The following is a 16,566-nucleotide window of genomic DNA, read 5'->3' on the forward strand; positions in this document are numbered from 1 at the left end:
ACCCGCGGACACTTTCGCACCTGACACAGACAAGGACGCCTCATCATGCAGCTGGGCTTGGTCGGTCTCGGAAAAATGGGATTCAACATGCGAGAGAGACTGCGTGAGCACGGTCACGAGGTCGTCGGCTACGACCCCCGACCCGAGGTGACCGATACTCCGTCACTGGCCGGTCTGGCGCAGTCGCTGACGGCGCCACGAGTGGTCTGGGTGATGGTTCCGTCGGGCAAGATCACCCGCGATACCGTCACTGGTCTTGCGGATGTGCTCGAGCCGGGCGATCTGGTGATCGATGGTGGCAACTCTCGATTCACCGACGACAAGCCCAATGCAGAGCTGTTGGACGCCAAGGGAATCGGTTACATCGATGCCGGAGTATCCGGTGGCGTCTGGGGCCTGAAGAACGGCTACGGTCTGATGGTCGGCGGCCAGGACGAGCATGTCGCCCGTGCGATGCCGATCTTCGACGCATTGCGTCCCGAGGGCGAGCGCGCGGACGGTTTCGTGCACGCCGGTCCGGTCGGTGCCGGTCACTACTCGAAGATGGTGCACAACGGCATCGAGTACGGGTTGATGCAGGCGTATGCCGAGGGTTACGAGATCCTCGAAGCCGAAGAACTCGTCCAGGATGTGCAGGGCGTGCTGCGGGCCTGGAGCAAGGGCACGGTCGTGCGGTCGTGGTTGCTCGATCTCCTGGTCGAAGCGCTCGGTCAGGATCCGGAGTTCAGTGAGATCTCCGGGTACACCGAGGATTCCGGTGAGGGCCGCTGGACCGTCGAGGAAGCCATTCGTCACGCTGTCCCTGCGCCGGTGATCTCTGCGGCGTTGTTCGCGAGATTTGCGTCGCGGCAAGAGGATTCGCCTGCAATGAAGGCTGTCTCTGCACTGCGGAACCAGTTCGGCGGACATGCGGTCAAGAAGGCCGATGCCGACGAGACCCTGCGCGCCCCGGCGCCGAAGAACACCGAGTAAGTGTTCGTCCGGTCTCTGCAGCTACACGATTTCCGATCCTGGGACGACCTCACCGTCGACCTCGGACCGGGCTCGACCGTGTTCGTGGGGCCGAACGGACACGGTAAGACCAATCTGCTCGAGTCGCTCAACTATCTGTCGACGTTGTCCTCCCATCGTGTGTCGTCGGACGCTCCCATGATCCGGGCAGGCGCTGCCAAGGCGTTCGTGGGCAGTGCCGTGGTCAATCACGGCCGCGAACTGATCATCGATGTGGAGCTCCTCGAGGGCAGGGCCAACAAGGCTCGGATGAACAGGTCACCGCTGCGGCGCCCACGCGAGATCCTGGGCGTTTTGCAGAGTGTGCTGTTCGCTCCGGAGGATCTCTCGCTCGTCCGCGGCGATCCCGGCGAGCGACGACGCTATCTCGACGAGCTGCTCACCACTCGCATTCCTCGAATGGCCACTGTCCGTGCCGATTACGACAAGGTTCTGCGGCAACGGTCGGCTCTGCTCAAGACGGCGAGTGGATCGTTGCGCCGCGGATCGTTGTCGGGCGACGGTGTGAGTGCCCTTGCCACCCTGGACGTCTGGGATGGTCATCTCGCGGCGCACGGAGCTCGATTGCTCGCTGCCAGAATAGCTTTGGTGCACGAGCTGATGCCTTTCGTGCAACAGGCCTACAGTTCGATCGCGCCGGAATCTCGCTTGGCTGCCGTCGCCTATCGCTGCAGTTTGGCCGATGCCCTCCCACCGGAATTCTCCGATGCCGATCGTGCACCCGAACCCGATGACACAGACGTTCTGGAAGCTGCTTTCCTGCACCAACTTTCGGTGATGAGACAGCGCGAGATCGAACGTGGGGTATGCCTGGTGGGACCGCACCGCGACGACCTGGAATTGATGCTCGGTGATCAACCGACCAAAGGCTTTGCCAGCCATGGTGAATCGTGGTCGTATGCACTGTCGTTGCGGCTCGGGTCTTTTGCATTGTTGCGGGAGGACGGTACGGACCCGGTTCTGATGCTCGACGACGTCTTCGCCGAGCTCGACCGCAAGAGGCGCGCAGCGTTGGCGACGGTGGCCGCAGGCGCGGAGCAGGTCCTCATCACGGCGGCGGTACCGGAGGACGTACCTCCCGAACTCGATGCTCGACGCTACGGGGTCGAGGCAACGCAGAGTGCCGATTCCGGTGCAGCAGGACGTATCTCGCGCATCTCGGACTTGTCGGACTTGTCGGACTTGTCGGACGATACCGGCATCGCACGTTCGGAAGGTGAGGACAGATGACCGACGACGAGGCGACTCCCACAGGCAACGGTGAGGTACCGGAATTGAAAGGCGTCGATCTGGCGCGTCGAGCACTCGAGGACGCGCGGGCCGCAGCCAAGGCCAGTGGCAAATCGGTGGGCCAGGGACGGTCGTCGCCCACCGGTGGAGTTCGAGCACTGCGGGGGCGTCGTAGACGCGGTTGGTCGGGAGCCGGGCCCGACGACCGCGATCCTCAGGCCTTCGGGGCGTTGGCGAACTCGATCGCGTCCAAGCGTGGGTGGTCGGCCAAGGTGTCCGAGGGCGCGGTGCTGGGCCGGTGGCCCAGCGTGGTCGGCGAGGACATCTCGGCTCATGCGGACCCCACCGGTCTCAAGGACGGAGTGTTGAGTATTTCGGCGGAGTCCACGGCGTGGGCGACGCAGTTGAGGCTGATGCAGTCGCAGATTCTGGCCAAGATCGCAGCGGCGGTCGGTCACGGCGTTGTGACGTCGTTGCGCATCACCGGTCCGACGACGCAGAGCTGGAGAAAGGGAGAACGTCACGTACGTGGACGTGGCCCGCGCGACACGTACGGATAGTGAGACGTCCCAACGATGGCTTTCCGAACAGCCTGGTCCAGGTGATCCTCAACAGATGTTGGGGCCAGTGTTGCTGTGACATGGTCGATGTGCGTAGCGTGATTCGCGACACTCAGCGGTCGGGGGATCGATGAAGATGTTCTACGCGGCCATCGGACGAGGAGAAGTTGTGTCTGCACCAACGAAGAAGGCATCGACGGCGGCCGTCGACGTGGACGGAACCCCCGAAGACCGTGTCGTTCTGCATGCCCGAAATGTCGAGTTCGATTGGAATTCCCTGCCGCTGCACTACATGGACGGCAACCCACTCGCGACTCACCTGATCAACGTGATGCACCTGCTCCTGCCCGAGGGTGAGGAGTGGTTCGTGCGCACGTTCAAGGAAGCGCTGCCGCTCATCCACGACGATCAGCTGCGCGACGACGTGATCGGATTCATCGGTCAGGAAGCCATGCACGCGCAGGCGCATACCGATGTCCACGATCAGCTCCGGGCGCACGGCATCGATGTCGATCCGTACGTCGATCAGATGAAGTTCCTGTTCGGCCGTGCCCTCGGAAACAGGTCCGGTCACGGCCAGAACAGTCTGGTCGAACGTCTCGCCCTCATCGCCGCCGCAGAGCACTTGACCGCCTTCCTCGGCGATTGGGTTCTCAATGCCACGGAGTTGGACGAGGCCGACGTCGATCCGATCATGCTGGACCTGCTGCGGTGGCACGGAGCCGAGGAGGTCGAGCATCGATCGGTGGCCTACGAGGTGATGCGATACTTCGACGTCCGCCCGGCCCGCCGGATTCGTACGTACGTCGTCATCGCGCCCACCCTCGTGTGGTTCTGGACCCGCGGTGTTCGTTATCTGATGAGCCAGGATCCGACGCTCGCGCACCTTCCACCCAAGCAGCGCACACCGTCGTTCCGAGAGTTTCGTCGAGTGGCCAACTCCGGTCTTTTCCCGACCCCGATGTCGATGGTGAAGGCGTCGCTGCGCTACTTCAAGCGCACGTACCACCCGTCCCAGGAAGGGTCGACGGCGCAGGCAGTGCAGTATCTGGCCACCTCACCGGCAGCTCGGTCCGCCGATCGATGACCAAACGCACGTTGCGGAGCAAGCTCGGCGCAATGGCACAGATGGTGGACTCGTTCCGAATGGGACGGACCATTCCGAAGAATCTGTACGGCCGCGACGAGCCCGATCAAACCGTGTCTCTTGTGACCGATGCGCTCGACAAATGGTTTGCTCTGCTCGACGGTGACGACTACGACGCGTCGTTCGCTGCGCCGCCCGTCGCCCGCACCCGAGTACTGACCTTGGCCTCACGCACGGTGCTGTGCGTGGACGAGCAAGTGGTCCAACTGACGTTCTCGGCCGCCGACGGCTCTGTGCTGCCTGCATGGGCACCGGGAATGCACCTGGACTTCTATCTCCCGTCCGGACGTCGTCGGCAGTACTCGCTGTGTGGGCGGACGGATGCCGACTCGTACTCCATCGCGGTGCGCCTGGTGCCCGACGGCGGCGGCGGGTCGCGCGAGATGCACGATCTCCCGGTCGGCACCGAGGTCGCAATTCGGGGGCCGCGCAACGGTTTTCCGTTCGTACGGTCCGAGCATGCAGTGTTCGTGGCCGGAGGAATCGGTATCACCGCCATCATCTCGATGGTGCGGCGCGCTCGTGAGACGGGGATGGACTGGCACCTGGTCTACTGCGGCCGCTCACGTGAATCGATGCCGTTCCTCGACGAGATCGCCGGCTGGGACGCCGATCGCGTGACGGTCCGGACCGACGATGTGGACGGCATGCCGTCGAGCATGGATCTGCTCGGTGCGGCGGCACCCGGCGGTTCGGTCTACGTGTGCGGACCTCCGCCGATGATCGATCTGGTTCGGGCCTCGTTCGACTCGTTGCCCGCTACACATCTGCACTTCGAGCGGTTCTCGCCTCCGCCGGTGAAGAACGGTGCCGAGTTCGAGGTGCAGCTCGTCGATTCTGGGCAAATCATTGCAGTTGGTTCGGACGAGACTGCGCTGCATGCCATTCGGCGTCTACGCCCGGATGTGGCGTATTCGTGCCAGCAGGGGTTCTGCGGAACGTGTCGCGTTCGGGTACTGAGCGGAACACCCCAGCATCGGGAGAATCGGCTCACGGCCGAGGAGCAGCAACACGAGATGTTGATCTGCGTGTCGCGTTCCGAGGGCGAACGGATCGTGCTCGATCTCTAGCGGAGCCGCTGGTTTCACCCTTCATCTTTGTCGTCCGGGACCGAGAAAATGCGCCTGCGGCGCAATCAGGGGCCTTTTAGGGGTGTCATCGTGCCCATGCTGTCGTAGGCAACCAGTACTATGGACCGGTACGACATCAAGCCCGGAACAAACGCATGGACCCGGGCGCGGCCGGAATCGACTGCGCCCGTCCCTGCGGTAGCACCCTGTGGGGTGTGAGCGGGGTAGTGGACGCGTAGAAGGAGAACCAGCTAACCGTGGCTGCCCAGAAGTCAGGTAACAACGAGAACAGCAAGGATTACGGCGCGTCTTCCATCACGGTCCTCGAGGGCCTGGAAGCGGTTCGTAAGAGGCCCGGTATGTACATCGGTTCCACCGGTGAACGAGGCCTGCATCACCTGATCTGGGAGGTCGTCGACAACTCCGTCGACGAGGCCATGGCCGGCTATGCCTCCACCGTCGACGTCACCATCCACGAGGACGGCAGCGTCGAGGTCAAGGACGACGGTCGAGGAATCCCCGTCGCCATGCACTCCTCCGGTGTTCCCACCGTCGAGGTCGTCATGACGCAGCTGCACGCAGGCGGCAAGTTCGACTCCGACTCATACGCGGTGTCCGGTGGACTGCACGGCGTCGGCATCTCGGTGGTGAACGCACTCTCCACCAAGGTCGAACTGCAGATCGCGCGTGACGGCCATCGCTACAAGCAGACCTACGACTACGCCAAGCCCGGACCGCTCGAAACCGTCGGCGACACCGACGAGACCGGCACCACCGTCCGTTTCTGGGCCGACGGTCAGATCTTCGAAACCCTCGACTACAGCTTCGAGACCGTGCACCGTCGTCTGCAGGAGATGGCGTTCCTGAACAAGGGAATGACCATCAACTTCACCGACGAGAGGGTGGCTCCGACCGACGCCACCGAGGAAGAACTCGGTGAGACGGCCGAGGCTCCCAAGACGGCGGAGGAAGAGCAGGCCGACGCCGCAGCAGCCAAGCCGGCCAAGGTGCGCAAGCGGTCCTACCACTACCCCGACGGTCTGGTCGACTTCGTCAAGCACATCAACAGGACCAAGACCGCGATCCACAACTCGGTCGTCGGCTTCACCGGCAAAGGTGAGGGCCACGAGGTCGAGATCGCCATGCAGTGGAACGCCGGATACTCCGAGTCGGTGCACACCTTCGCGAACACCATCAACACGCACGAGGGCGGTACCCACGAAGAGGGCTTTCGTACCGCGTTGACCTCGACGGTGAACAAGTACGCGCTCGAGAAGAAGCTCGTCAAGGAGAAAGACGTCAAGCTCACCGGCGACGACATCCGCGAGGGCCTTGCCGCAGTCATCTCGGTGCGGGTCGGTGAACCGCAGTTCGAGGGGCAGACCAAGACCAAGCTCGGCAACACCGAGATTCGGTCGTTCGTGCAGAAGGCGTGCAACGAACACCTGGCGCACTGGTTCGAATCGAACCCGGCCGACGCCAAGACCATCATCAACAAGGCGGTCTCCTCCGCGCAGGCGCGCATGGCTGCACGAAAGGCACGAGAGTTGGTGCGCCGCAAGAGCGCAACCGACATAGGTGGCCTTCCCGGCAAGCTCGCCGACTGCCGCTCGAACGATCCGAGCAAGTCCGAGATCTACATCGTGGAGGGCGACTCCGCAGGCGGCTCGGCCAAATCCGGACGCGATTCGATGTTCCAGGCGATTCTGCCGTTGCGCGGAAAGATCATCAACGTCGAGAAGGCCCGCATCGACCGCGTCCTCAAGAACAACGAGGTCCAGTCGATCATCACCGCCTTCGGCACCGGCATCCACGACGAATTCGATCTTGCCAAGCTGCGCTATCACAAGATCGTGCTGATGGCCGACGCCGATGTCGACGGCCAGCACATCTCCACGCTGCTGATGACGTTGCTCTTCCGGTTCATGCGTCCGTTGATCGAGAACGGTCACGTCTACCTCGCCATGCCGCCGCTGTACAAGCTGAAGTGGAGCCGCGGCGAACCGGATTTCGCCTACTCCGATCGCGAGCGTGACGGTCTGCTGGAGGCCGGCATCGCCAACAAGCGCAAGATCAACGTCGAGGACGGCGTCCAGCGCTACAAAGGCCTCGGCGAGATGAATGCCAAGGAACTGTGGGAAACCACCATGGATCCGGCAGTGCGAGTTCTGCGTCTGGTCACCCTCGACGACGCGGCCGCCGCAGACGAGCTGTTCAGCGTCCTGATGGGTGAGGACGTGTCCGCACGCCGAAGCTTCATTGCGCGCAACGCGAAAGATGTTCGCTTTCTTGACGTTTAGTCACTTCCCTTCACGCACCGATGTGTTCTCTCGGTGCGTGCAGGTGACCGTTTCTCGAGGAGATTTGCATGTCTGACATCACCGAACCGCCGGTAGGACCCCCGCCGGGGTCGACCACCAACGCCGAGGGCGGAGACCGGATCGATCCGGTCGACATCCAGCAGGAAATGCAGCGCAGCTACATCGATTACGCGATGAGCGTGATCGTCGGGCGTGCACTGCCCGAGGTGCGTGACGGACTCAAGCCCGTGCACCGCCGCGTGCTGTACGCGATGTACGACTCGGGCTTCCGCCCCGACCGCAGCTACGTCAAATCCGCACGCCCCGTTGCCGAAACGATGGGTAACTACCACCCCCACGGCGACACCTCGATCTACGACGCGCTGGTGCGTCTGGCACAGCCGTGGTCGATGCGCTACCCGCTGGTCGACGGTCAGGGCAACTTCGGTTCGCGCGGCAACGACGGTGCCGCAGCCATGCGTTACACCGAGGCGCGCCTGACCCCGCTCGCGATGGAGATGTTGCGCGACATCGACGAGGAAACCGTCGACTTCATCCCCAACTACGACGGCAAGACCCAAGAGCCGACGGTTCTTCCGTCGCGGGTGCCGAACCTGTTGATGAACGGCTCCAACGGCATCGCCGTCGGTATGGCCACCAACATTCCGCCCCACAACCTGCGTGAACTGGGCGACGCGGTGTTCTGGGCTCTCGACAACTTCGAGGCCGACGAGGAAGCCACGCTCGCGGCCTGCATGGAACGCGTCAAGGGCCCCGACTTCCCGACGCACGGACTCATCGTCGGTGGCCAGGGCATCCAGGATGCGTACTCCACCGGCCGCGGCTCGATCCGCATGCGCGGCGTCGTCGAGATCGAAGAAGATTCCAACGGTCGCACCACGATCGTCATCACCGAGCTGCCCTACCAGGTCAACCCGGACAACCTGATCACCTCGATCGCCGAGCAGGTTCGGGACGGCAAGCTCTCGGGCATCTCCAAGATCGACGACGAGTCCTCCGATCGCGTCGGTATGCGCATCGTGGTCACGATCAAGCGCGACGCGGTCGCGAAGGTGGTGCTCAACAACCTCTACAAGCATTCGCAGCTGCAGACGAGCTTCGGCGCGAACATGCTCTCGATCGTCGACGGCGTTCCGCGCACGTTGCGCCTCGACCAGATGATCCGCTTCTACGTCACTCACCAACTCGACGTGATCGTTCGACGTACGCGGTACCGGCTGCGCAAGGCCGAGGAACGCGCCCACATTCTGCGCGGGCTCGTCAAGGCTCTGGACGCGTTGGACGAGGTCATCGCCTTGATCCGTCGCTCGTCCGATGTGGACGTCGCCCGAACGGGCTTGATCGAGTTGCTCGATGTGGACACCATTCAGGCCGATGCCATCCTCGGCATGCAGCTGCGGCGTCTCGCAGCGCTGGAGCGTCAGAAGATCATCGACGAGTTGGCTGAGATCGAGCTCGAGATCGCCGAACTGCAGGACATTCTGGCCCGCCCGGAGCGGCAGCGACAGATCGTGCGAGACGAGCTCGCCGAGATCGTCGAGAAGTTCGGCGACGACCGTCGTACGCGCATCATCGCCGCAGACGGGGACGTCAACGACGAGGATCTCATCGCCCGGGAGAACGTGGTCGTCACGATCACCGAGACCGGATACGCCAAGCGCACCAAGACCGACCTCTACCGTTCGCAGAAGCGCGGTGGCAAGGGAGTGATGGGAGCGGGGCTCAAGCAGGACGACATCGTCAGCAAGTTCTTCGTCTGCTCGACGCACGACTGGATCCTGTTCTTCACCACCAAGGGTCGCGTCTACCGGGCCAAGGCCTACGAGCTGCCCGAGGCGAACCGAACCGCCCGCGGTCAGCACGTCGCGAACCTGCTCGCTTTCCAGCCGGACGAACGCATCGCCCAGGTCATCCAGATCAAGACCTACGAGGATGCGCCGTACCTTGTGCTCGCCACCAAGGGCGGTCTCGTCAAGAAGTCACGTCTGACGGACTTCGATTCCAACCGCAGCGGTGGCATCGTCGCGGTCAACCTGCGCGGCGACGACGAGTTGGTCGGTGCCGTGCTGTGCAGCAACGAGGACGATCTGTTGTTGGTCTCCGCGCTGGGTCAGTCGATCCGATTCTCCGCCACCGACGAGGTGTTGCGGCCGATGGGGCGCGCGACGTCCGGTGTGCAGGGCATGCGCTTCAACGGCGAGGACGAGTTGCTCTCGCTCAATGTCGTGGCCGAGAACAAGTTCTTGCTGGTCGCTACGTCGGGTGGCTACTCCAAGCGCACCGCGATGGAGGACTACCCCCAGCAGGGCCGCGGCGGAAAGGGAGTGCTGACAATTCAGTACGACCCGAAGCGTGGCACGCTGGTGGGAGCTCTCATCGTCGACGACGAGGACGAGCTGTACGCCATCACGTCCAGTGGTGGCGTAATCCGGACCGCTGCCAAGCAGGTTCGGAAGGCCGGCCGACAGACCAAGGGCGTGCGGTTGATGAATCTCGGTGAAGGCGACACACTGCTCGCGATCGCGCGCAACGCCGACGAGATCGAACCGGATGCTCTGGGCACCGAAGACGATGCAGCGAAGGAGTCGTAAGTGAGCACTCCCAACCGGCCTGGTAGCAGGCCCGGCCCTAGCGGTGGACCGGACAGCCGGGATGCCGCGCGGGCCGAGCAGCCCGCGCGTCCCGCGCCGCCCGAGGGAGCTCGCCCGGGCAACCGCCCGCAGCCGGCCAACCGTCCCGCGCCCGCCGCGGGGCGTGGCCCGGCCCCGCAGGGGGGTGCTCGCCCCCCGATGCGGCCGGCACCAGGTGCTCCGAACGGTCCGGCACGTCCCGCTCAGGGACCCCCGCCCCCGCAGCGACCGCCTGCACCTCAGGGACCACCGCCTCAGGCTCCGTCGGGGGCCACCACGCAGGGACCGCCTGCACCCCGGCAGGGACAGGCTCCTGCCGGTCCGCCGCAGGCCCAGCCGCCGCAGGCACCTGGCCGTCAGCCCGGCCCAGGTCAGCAGCCGACCGGCCGGCCCAACGGTGGTCCGCCGCCGAACGGCCAGCCACCGCAGCGGCAGGCACCCGGCGGTCAACCTCCACGGCAGGCAGCGCCGCAGTCTCCTGCTCCGCAGCCCTCGGCACAGCAGCCCTCGGTGTCGCCCAACGAGACCGTGCGCACTCCGGAGGTATCCGCCGCGTCGGCGGCTACCGGTGCAGCATCTCGTGCGCCGGAGCCCGCTCGGGGTCAGGATCAGGCCGGTCCGGCAGCGACCCAGGCGATGCCGGCGCAACAGAGCGACGGTCCGCACGGTGGCTCCGGAACGCCGCCCTGGCAGCGTGGAGCCGCTCAGCGTCCCGCACCGCAAGGAGCGGACGACCGGCAGCAACCGCAGAATCAGCCGCAGACCAACCTGTCGGGACGCGGAGCTGCGCTCCCTCCGAACGGTGAGTTCGATCGGTCCGCTCGTACGGCCGCCGAGCCGATCCAGCGCGAATCGACCGAGGACAAGACCGAACGGCGAGAAGCCGCCAGGTCGAAGGCGGCGGTCATCGATGGACCGACACGGCACATCGAACGCAAGGATCTGGCGAAGGACATGCCGGATCTGTCTGCCGTGAGGCACCCGGAGCCGTCCCTGTCCGAGCGCGCAGCACCAGCGGCCATCACAGCCGTGCCCAGTGCCGACGGCGATCCCCTGCGGGCGACCATCCAGATCCGCAAGATCGATCCGTGGTCGACGCTCAAGATCGCCCTCGTGATCGCAGTGTCACTGTTCTTCGTGTGGATGGTGTCCGTCGGCCTGCTGTACGCCGTGCTCGACGGCATGGGCGTCTGGGAACGTCTCAACAGTGCGTTCACCGAGATCGTCAACGAATCCGGCGACGGCGGACTCGTCAGTGCCGGGCAGGTATTCGGCTACGCAGCGGTGATCGGTGTGATCAATGTCGTACTCTTCACCGCTCTGACCACCATCGGCGCCTTCATCTACAACCTGTCGTCGGACCTGGTCGGTGGCGTCGAAGTGACATTGGCAGACCGCGACTGACCTGCACCATCGAGAGCCGTATCGGGCCGTTTTGGAAGACAGCGGCCCGATACGGTAATCTCATCCCTCGGTTCGAGGAGAGGTTTTCTTCGGCCCGAAGTAGTGATGAGGGCCTATAGCTCAGGCGGTTAGAGCGCTTCCCTGATAAGGAAGAGGTCGGAGGTTCAAGTCCTCCTAGGCCCACACCGAACGAACGAAAAGAGGCAGGACGTGAGAATCCTTCTTCTGGTCGCGTCGGCGGTGATCGCAGTGCTGACACTATCGAAGGTGCGCTCGCAGCGCAGCGCAGACGGCGTCTGGCACAGCATCCCCACCGCGTGACAATCGCTCGGAGTGGACGTGTAAGGTTTGTCTACGATTACCGGCAACACCCGGGGCCTTAGCTCAGTTGGTAGAGCGCTGCCTTTGCAAGGCAGATGTCAGGAGTTCGAATCTCCTAGGCTCCACAAGGAAAAGGACGTCCACTTCGGTGGGCGTCCTTTTTTGTCTCCGGCCGGGCCCCAAGTCCACTCGATGTGACATTGACCCCCGAAAAGTCCACTCGATGTGCCATTGAGTGCCCTGGGTGCCGCGAGGTCCGAAGCGGATTGGGCGGATCGGTTGTGATCGGGCCCAAGGCAGTCTGTGCTTCGGCGCCCACATATCCAGACAGTCGCCGGTTCTGTGTCGTATCGATGGTTCTGTCCTTAGCGTGGTCGGTGTGCAAGGACGTCGGTTCTCGGACCGACGTGAATGGTCGCGACGGCGCACCGCAGGGGGGTGTGCCGTCGTTCGATCTCGGCGGGCGGTGTTCGCCACTGTCTCGAATCGGTTGGCGATCCGGGCATTTCGAATCTCGAAGGAGCCCCGCAGATGACGCGTGTTCTCGATCATGAAGAGCTGTTGACGGAACTGGACGGCACTCTGGAAGCCAATTTGAATCGTCATCTGTCCATGGCGAAGGAATGGCATCCGCATGATTACGTTCCGTGGGATCTGGGTCGTAACTTTGCGGCGATGGGTGGGCAGGACTGGTCTCTCGAGCAGTCGTCGTTGTCGGAATTGGCTCGCACGGCGATGATCACCAATTTGCTCACCGAGGACAATTTGCCGTCGTATCACCGGGGGTTGGCAGACAACTTCTCGTTGGACGGTGCCTGGGGCACGTGGGTGGGGCGTTGGACTGCGGAAGAGAATCGTCACGGCATCGTCATGCGCGACTATCTGGTGGTGACCCGTGCGGTCGACCCCGTGGAGTTGGAGCGGGCTCGAATGCATCACATGACGGTGGGTATCGATGCGCCTATGGACGGTGCGAATTTTCTGCATTCGGTGGCGTACGTGACGTTTCAGGAGTTGGCGACGCGGGTGTCGCACCGAAACACGGGATTGGCGTGCGGAGATCCGGTTGCGGATCGAATGTTGGCTCGTGTTGCTGCGGACGAGAACCTACACATGATCTTCTATCGGAATCTCGGTGAGGCGTCGCTGGATCTGGTGCCCGACCAGATGGTCCGCGCCATCACCGATGTCGCGACCGACTTCCAGATGCCCGGCCTGAACATGCCCAATTTCCGCAAGAACGCGATGACCTTGGCCAAGCATGGGATCTACGATCTTCGGCAGCATCTGGACGAGGTGTTGATGCCTGTTCTACGCAAGTGGAATATCTTCGAGCGCAACGATTTCACGGGTGAGGGCGAGCGGGATCGCGATCGACTGGCAGCGTTCGTCGAGGACTTGGCGGAGAAGGCGACCAAGTTCGAGGAGTCCCGCGATCGACTGCTTGCCAGGGAGGCAGCGCGCGCCGAGAAGGCGTCCTGACCTGCTGCGCCTTCGCTGGCCAGAATCGTGATCACGTCGCGGGGGTGTTAGAGTCCGGGCATCGTTGGGTCATGTGAGGCGATGGCCGTAGTGCGTGGGGAGGGCCGATGGTGCCTGGGGGGTATCGGGTGAGTGGTGGTGTTTCTTTCGGTGATTGCTGCCTCCAGTCGGCCGAGTCGTTGTCGTGCACGGTTGGTGACGGCTGGTGAGCAGGCCTAGGTTCGACGAGTCCGGCCGCATGCTCGCCGTGTTCGCGGCGGTCACCACAGTTCTTTACGCTGCCAGCGCGATAGCGTCGTGGTCGAATCTGACCGGTGCGCAGCAGGTTCTGGCCGCGTTGGCTCTGCTATTGGGTCCGGCGGCGATCGTGGTGCTGGCGAGGGCGGGTGTGCCGAGCCCCAAACAGGCGGTGGGATTCGCGACCGCGTTGTCGGTGATGGCACTCGCCTGTGCGTTGGGGAGCAGCGACACCATGCCCGCGTTCTTGATCTGCGTCCAGGCGGCCATGTTCCTCGGTATGCATATCGGTGCGTTCTGGTCCGAACGCAGCGCGGGCATTTGGGTTGCAGTGCTTGCTGTTTCGGCGGTCATCGGAGCGGCGATCGCGCCGTACGGAACGCCGTTCATCAGTTACATCCTCGTGGCGCTCGGCATCGTCGGTGCGACGGAGGTGTTCGGAGTCTTCGCGCGTCGAATGCGCTATTCCGCGACGCACGACGCTCTGACCGGTCTGCTCAACAGATTCGGGTTCGAGTCCAAGATCGAGAAAATGCTGCCGGCGTGTGCTGCTCGCGGATTGTCGGTCAGCCTCGCCGTGCTCGACCTGGACAATTTCAAGGAGATCAACGACGAGTACGGCCACATTGCCGGTGACGTCCTGCTCACTCGGGTCTCGAAGGCCTGGAAGGGGCAGCTGACCAAACGGGACGTTCTCGGTCGGCTCGGCGGAGACGAGTTCGTGCTGTTCATGCCGGGTGTTCTCGAAAAGGAGGCCTGGCAGATCATCGAGCGACTGCGCCGCGCTCATCGTGCGGAATGGAGCGTCGGATTGGCCTGCATGCCCGCGGGTCGCCGCTGGGGTGAGATCTATCGGGCAGCCGATGCCGATCTGTACCGGGCGAAGCGAAGCAGGCCGCCGAGGACGAGTCGGCCGTCCGATCCCGACGCGGGTTACAGCGGTCCGATTCGCAGGATTGCGCAGTAGCGCTCTCTCGACGCATCGTTGATCCCCAGATTTCATCCACAGGCTGGGGATAGATTTCCCGGCGCGGTGTACTTCTCGCGTTGACTCGTCGACAACGACGATGCTGCGGGGGATACGCGATGGTCACTCTCGACGAGTTCAGGTCATGGGACAGCCGAGTGCTGGTAGCCGCGTCCGAAGCCCTGATGCGGCGGTGGCGTGAAGTGGCTGCCGTGCACGATTCGGTAGCGGACGAGGTTGTGGGCACAGGGTGGGACGGTCCCGCGGCCGAGGCGGCACGGGAGGCGATGAGACGCATCCGGTCCGATCTGGGAGACGCCGCAGCCGAGTTGCTTCGGATCGCGACATGCACCGCGGATGCCTCGATCGACATGGAGAGTCTGGTCGCTGCGCTCCGCTCGGTGGAGCGGACGGCGGCGGACGAGCTGTTCGCGGTCGGCTCCGACGGCTCGGTGTCCGACGCTGCAGCGTCGTATTCGGTTGCGCTCGTGGATCTGTGGTCGACGATGCGAGAGCGACGGCGGTGCCGGGAAGAGCTCGCCGAGCGCATCGCGCAGCTGATTCGTACGGCCACGGACTTCGACGACGTCCTTGCCCGACGCCTCGTCGGGGGAACCTCCGCAGCCTCCGTTGCGACGGCCGTTGCGGCTTCGGTGCCGCGCGACGTGTCACCGGCGGCCAATGCTGCCTTCTGGAGCGCGCTCTCGCCTGCGGCACGCACCAGACTGCTCGTCGAACAGCCGGCGCTGATCGGCAATCTCGACGGCCTGCCTGGACGGGTTCGAGACAGCGCCAACCGTCGAGTGTTGGCCGCCGAGCGTATCCGCCTCAGCGCCGTCGAGGCCGAACTGCAGAAAGAGTTGGCCGACAACGTGTTCGGCGGGATTTTCAGTGACGCCGATGCCGGACTCGAACAGACTCGCACGCGCCTGGCATCACTCGACGCGATCGACGCGACGCTGGCGCAGGGAGCTCGGCAGCTTCTGGTCCTCGACAATTCCTCGTACGAGGAGACGATGGCGGCCATAGCGGTGGGCGATGTCGACACGGCGACCCATATCGCCGTCTTCGTGCCCGGTCTCGGCTCGACCGTGCACGAAAACCTTGTCCGCTACGACGGCGACATGGAGAACGTCAAAGATGCTGTGCAGCAGCTTTTTTCGCAGGATCCACCGCAGTCTGCGGCCGCGGTGACCTGGCTGGACTACCAGGCACCTCAGCTCGGTTGGAGTGTGCTCGATCCGGACCGAACCGTGGCCTCGCGTGTGGCTGCGCAGGCGGGAGCGGATCGACTGGTTCCCTTTCTGGACGGCCTCGACGCCGCACGTGCGAGCGATCCGCATGTGTCGGTGTTGGCCCACTCGTACGGATCCCTGACCGCGGCATCTGCGCTGCGAGACGACACCGGGGTCGACGAGTTCGTGGCTCTCGGATCACCGGGATTCGGCACACACAGCGTCGCAGATCTCCAACTTCCCGTCGGACACGTCTTCGCAGCGGAGGCCGAGAGCGACATCGTCGCGGACTTGGGTGCATTCGGCCGCGATCCAGGTGCACTGGACGGAGTCACTCTGCTGTCCACCGAGCGTTCCGACGGGGCCGGCGGTTCGATCGGGCACAGCGACTATCTCACCGAGGGCTCCACCAGCGGACACAACACGGCATTGGTCGTCGCCGATCGCAGCGCGGAGGCCGTGATCAGAACGAGGCCGGGTCTGCTCGATCTGCTGCAGAAAGTTCTGTACCTATGACGACGTCTCGTCGTAGTCGGCCAACCTCGGCGGAACGTCGGCGGGCGGGGGCACCTCGTTACGACGGCGACCGAGGAAGAACACGACACCTCCTACGACGGCAGCAGCGGCACCGAACACCAGAATTCGCCGGGTCCGACGTGATCCCGAGTCGACCGTGACCAGCGCTCGGGTGCGATTCGCTTCGGCAATGCGTTCCGCGGTCACCGCCCGCCGCTGCGCAGCCTGCTTGCGGGCCAGCCCGTAACCCTGTTTGGCCAACAGCAGGCCGACTCCGGCCGGGCCTTTGGCTGCGGCGGATGCGGCGCCGAGCAGTGCGGACGCTGCGGTACCGGTGGTCGACCGAACCTGGTCGGACTTCGTTGTGCTCGTCATACCCTCACTGTTCCACAACACGCCCCCGCTGAACCCTCCCGATACGCCCGACTCGATGCC

At 64.0% G+C, this 16,566-nt stretch carries 12 protein-coding genes and 2 tRNA genes; 13 read left to right on the forward strand and 1 reads right to left on the reverse strand.

Translation table 11 applies throughout. From position 1 onward, the window contains the following. The first annotated feature begins 45 nt into the window (after positions 1–45). The 13 genes from gnd (at position 46) to R4P57_RS05755 (ending at position 16,131) form a co-directional block, all read left to right on the forward strand. Entirely contained in the window at positions 46–972 is a 927-nt protein-coding gene (gene gnd / locus R4P57_RS05695) for a phosphogluconate dehydrogenase (NAD(+)-dependent, decarboxylating) (RefSeq protein ID WP_317801888.1), read from the forward strand. Continuing rightward, complete coding sequence (recF, locus tag R4P57_RS05700; RefSeq protein ID WP_317801889.1) at positions 973–2,241, forward strand: DNA replication/repair protein RecF; 1,269 nt, start codon at positions 973–975, stop codon at positions 2,239–2,241. After that, positions 2,238–2,801, forward strand: a complete 564-nt coding sequence (locus R4P57_RS05705; RefSeq protein WP_317801890.1) for a DUF721 family protein — start codon at positions 2,238–2,240, stop codon at positions 2,799–2,801. The genes recF and R4P57_RS05705 overlap by 4 nt, the downstream gene beginning before the upstream one ends. A 169-nt stretch (positions 2,802–2,970) precedes the next feature. Continuing rightward, complete coding sequence (locus tag R4P57_RS05710) at positions 2,971–3,888, forward strand: metal-dependent hydrolase (RefSeq protein ID WP_317801891.1); 918 nt, start codon at positions 2,971–2,973, stop codon at positions 3,886–3,888. Next, the gene (locus tag R4P57_RS05715; RefSeq protein ID WP_317801892.1) at positions 3,885–5,018 is read left to right on the forward strand and encodes a PDR/VanB family oxidoreductase; all 1,134 of its coding nucleotides are present in this window, start codon (positions 3,885–3,887) and stop codon (positions 5,016–5,018) included. Before R4P57_RS05710 ends, R4P57_RS05715 begins: the two co-directional genes overlap by 4 nt. A 257-nt stretch (positions 5,019–5,275) precedes the next feature. After that, positions 5,276–7,318 carry a DNA topoisomerase (ATP-hydrolyzing) subunit B gene (gyrB, locus tag R4P57_RS05720; RefSeq protein ID WP_317801893.1) on the forward strand — a complete coding sequence of 681 codons (2,043 nt, stop codon included), beginning with the start codon at positions 5,276–5,278 and terminating at the stop codon, positions 7,316–7,318. A gap of 68 nt (positions 7,319–7,386) precedes the next feature. Next, positions 7,387–9,930, forward strand: a complete 2,544-nt coding sequence (gene gyrA, locus R4P57_RS05725) for a DNA gyrase subunit A (RefSeq protein ID WP_317801894.1) — start codon at positions 7,387–7,389, stop codon at positions 9,928–9,930. Beyond that, complete coding sequence (locus tag R4P57_RS05730) at positions 9,931–11,373, forward strand: DUF3566 domain-containing protein (RefSeq protein WP_317801895.1); 1,443 nt, start codon at positions 9,931–9,933, stop codon at positions 11,371–11,373. It begins immediately after the preceding gene. Positions 11,374–11,482: 109 nt separating this feature from the next. Then, positions 11,483–11,556 (forward strand) — tRNA-Ile (locus tag R4P57_RS05735). Between the two features lie 190 nt (positions 11,557–11,746). Continuing rightward, a tRNA-Ala gene (locus tag R4P57_RS05740) sits at positions 11,747–11,819 on the forward strand. 406 nt (positions 11,820–12,225) lie between these two features. Further along, entirely contained in the window at positions 12,226–13,176 is a 951-nt protein-coding gene (locus R4P57_RS05745) for an acyl-ACP desaturase (RefSeq protein ID WP_317801896.1), read from the forward strand. Between the two features lie 205 nt (positions 13,177–13,381). Next, on the forward strand, positions 13,382–14,380 hold the full coding sequence (locus R4P57_RS05750; RefSeq protein WP_317801897.1) for a GGDEF domain-containing protein: 999 nt from the start codon (positions 13,382–13,384) through the stop codon (positions 14,378–14,380). A gap of 119 nt (positions 14,381–14,499) precedes the next feature. Next, positions 14,500–16,131, forward strand: coding sequence for an alpha/beta hydrolase (locus R4P57_RS05755; protein ID WP_317801898.1), 1,632 nt, complete (start codon positions 14,500–14,502; stop codon positions 16,129–16,131). On the opposite strand, the gene R4P57_RS05760 is transcribed toward R4P57_RS05755, so the two are convergent. Continuing rightward, positions 16,126–16,506, reverse strand: a complete 381-nt coding sequence (locus R4P57_RS05760) for a hypothetical protein (protein WP_317801899.1) — start codon at positions 16,504–16,506, stop codon at positions 16,126–16,128. The two genes, R4P57_RS05755 and R4P57_RS05760, sit on opposite strands and share 6 nt — an antisense overlap. Positions 16,507–16,566 lie beyond the last annotated feature (60 nt).

This window comes from Rhodococcus sp. IEGM 1330 (assembly GCF_033142445.1).
GTDB lineage: Bacteria > Actinomycetota > Actinomycetes > Mycobacteriales > Mycobacteriaceae > Rhodococcoides.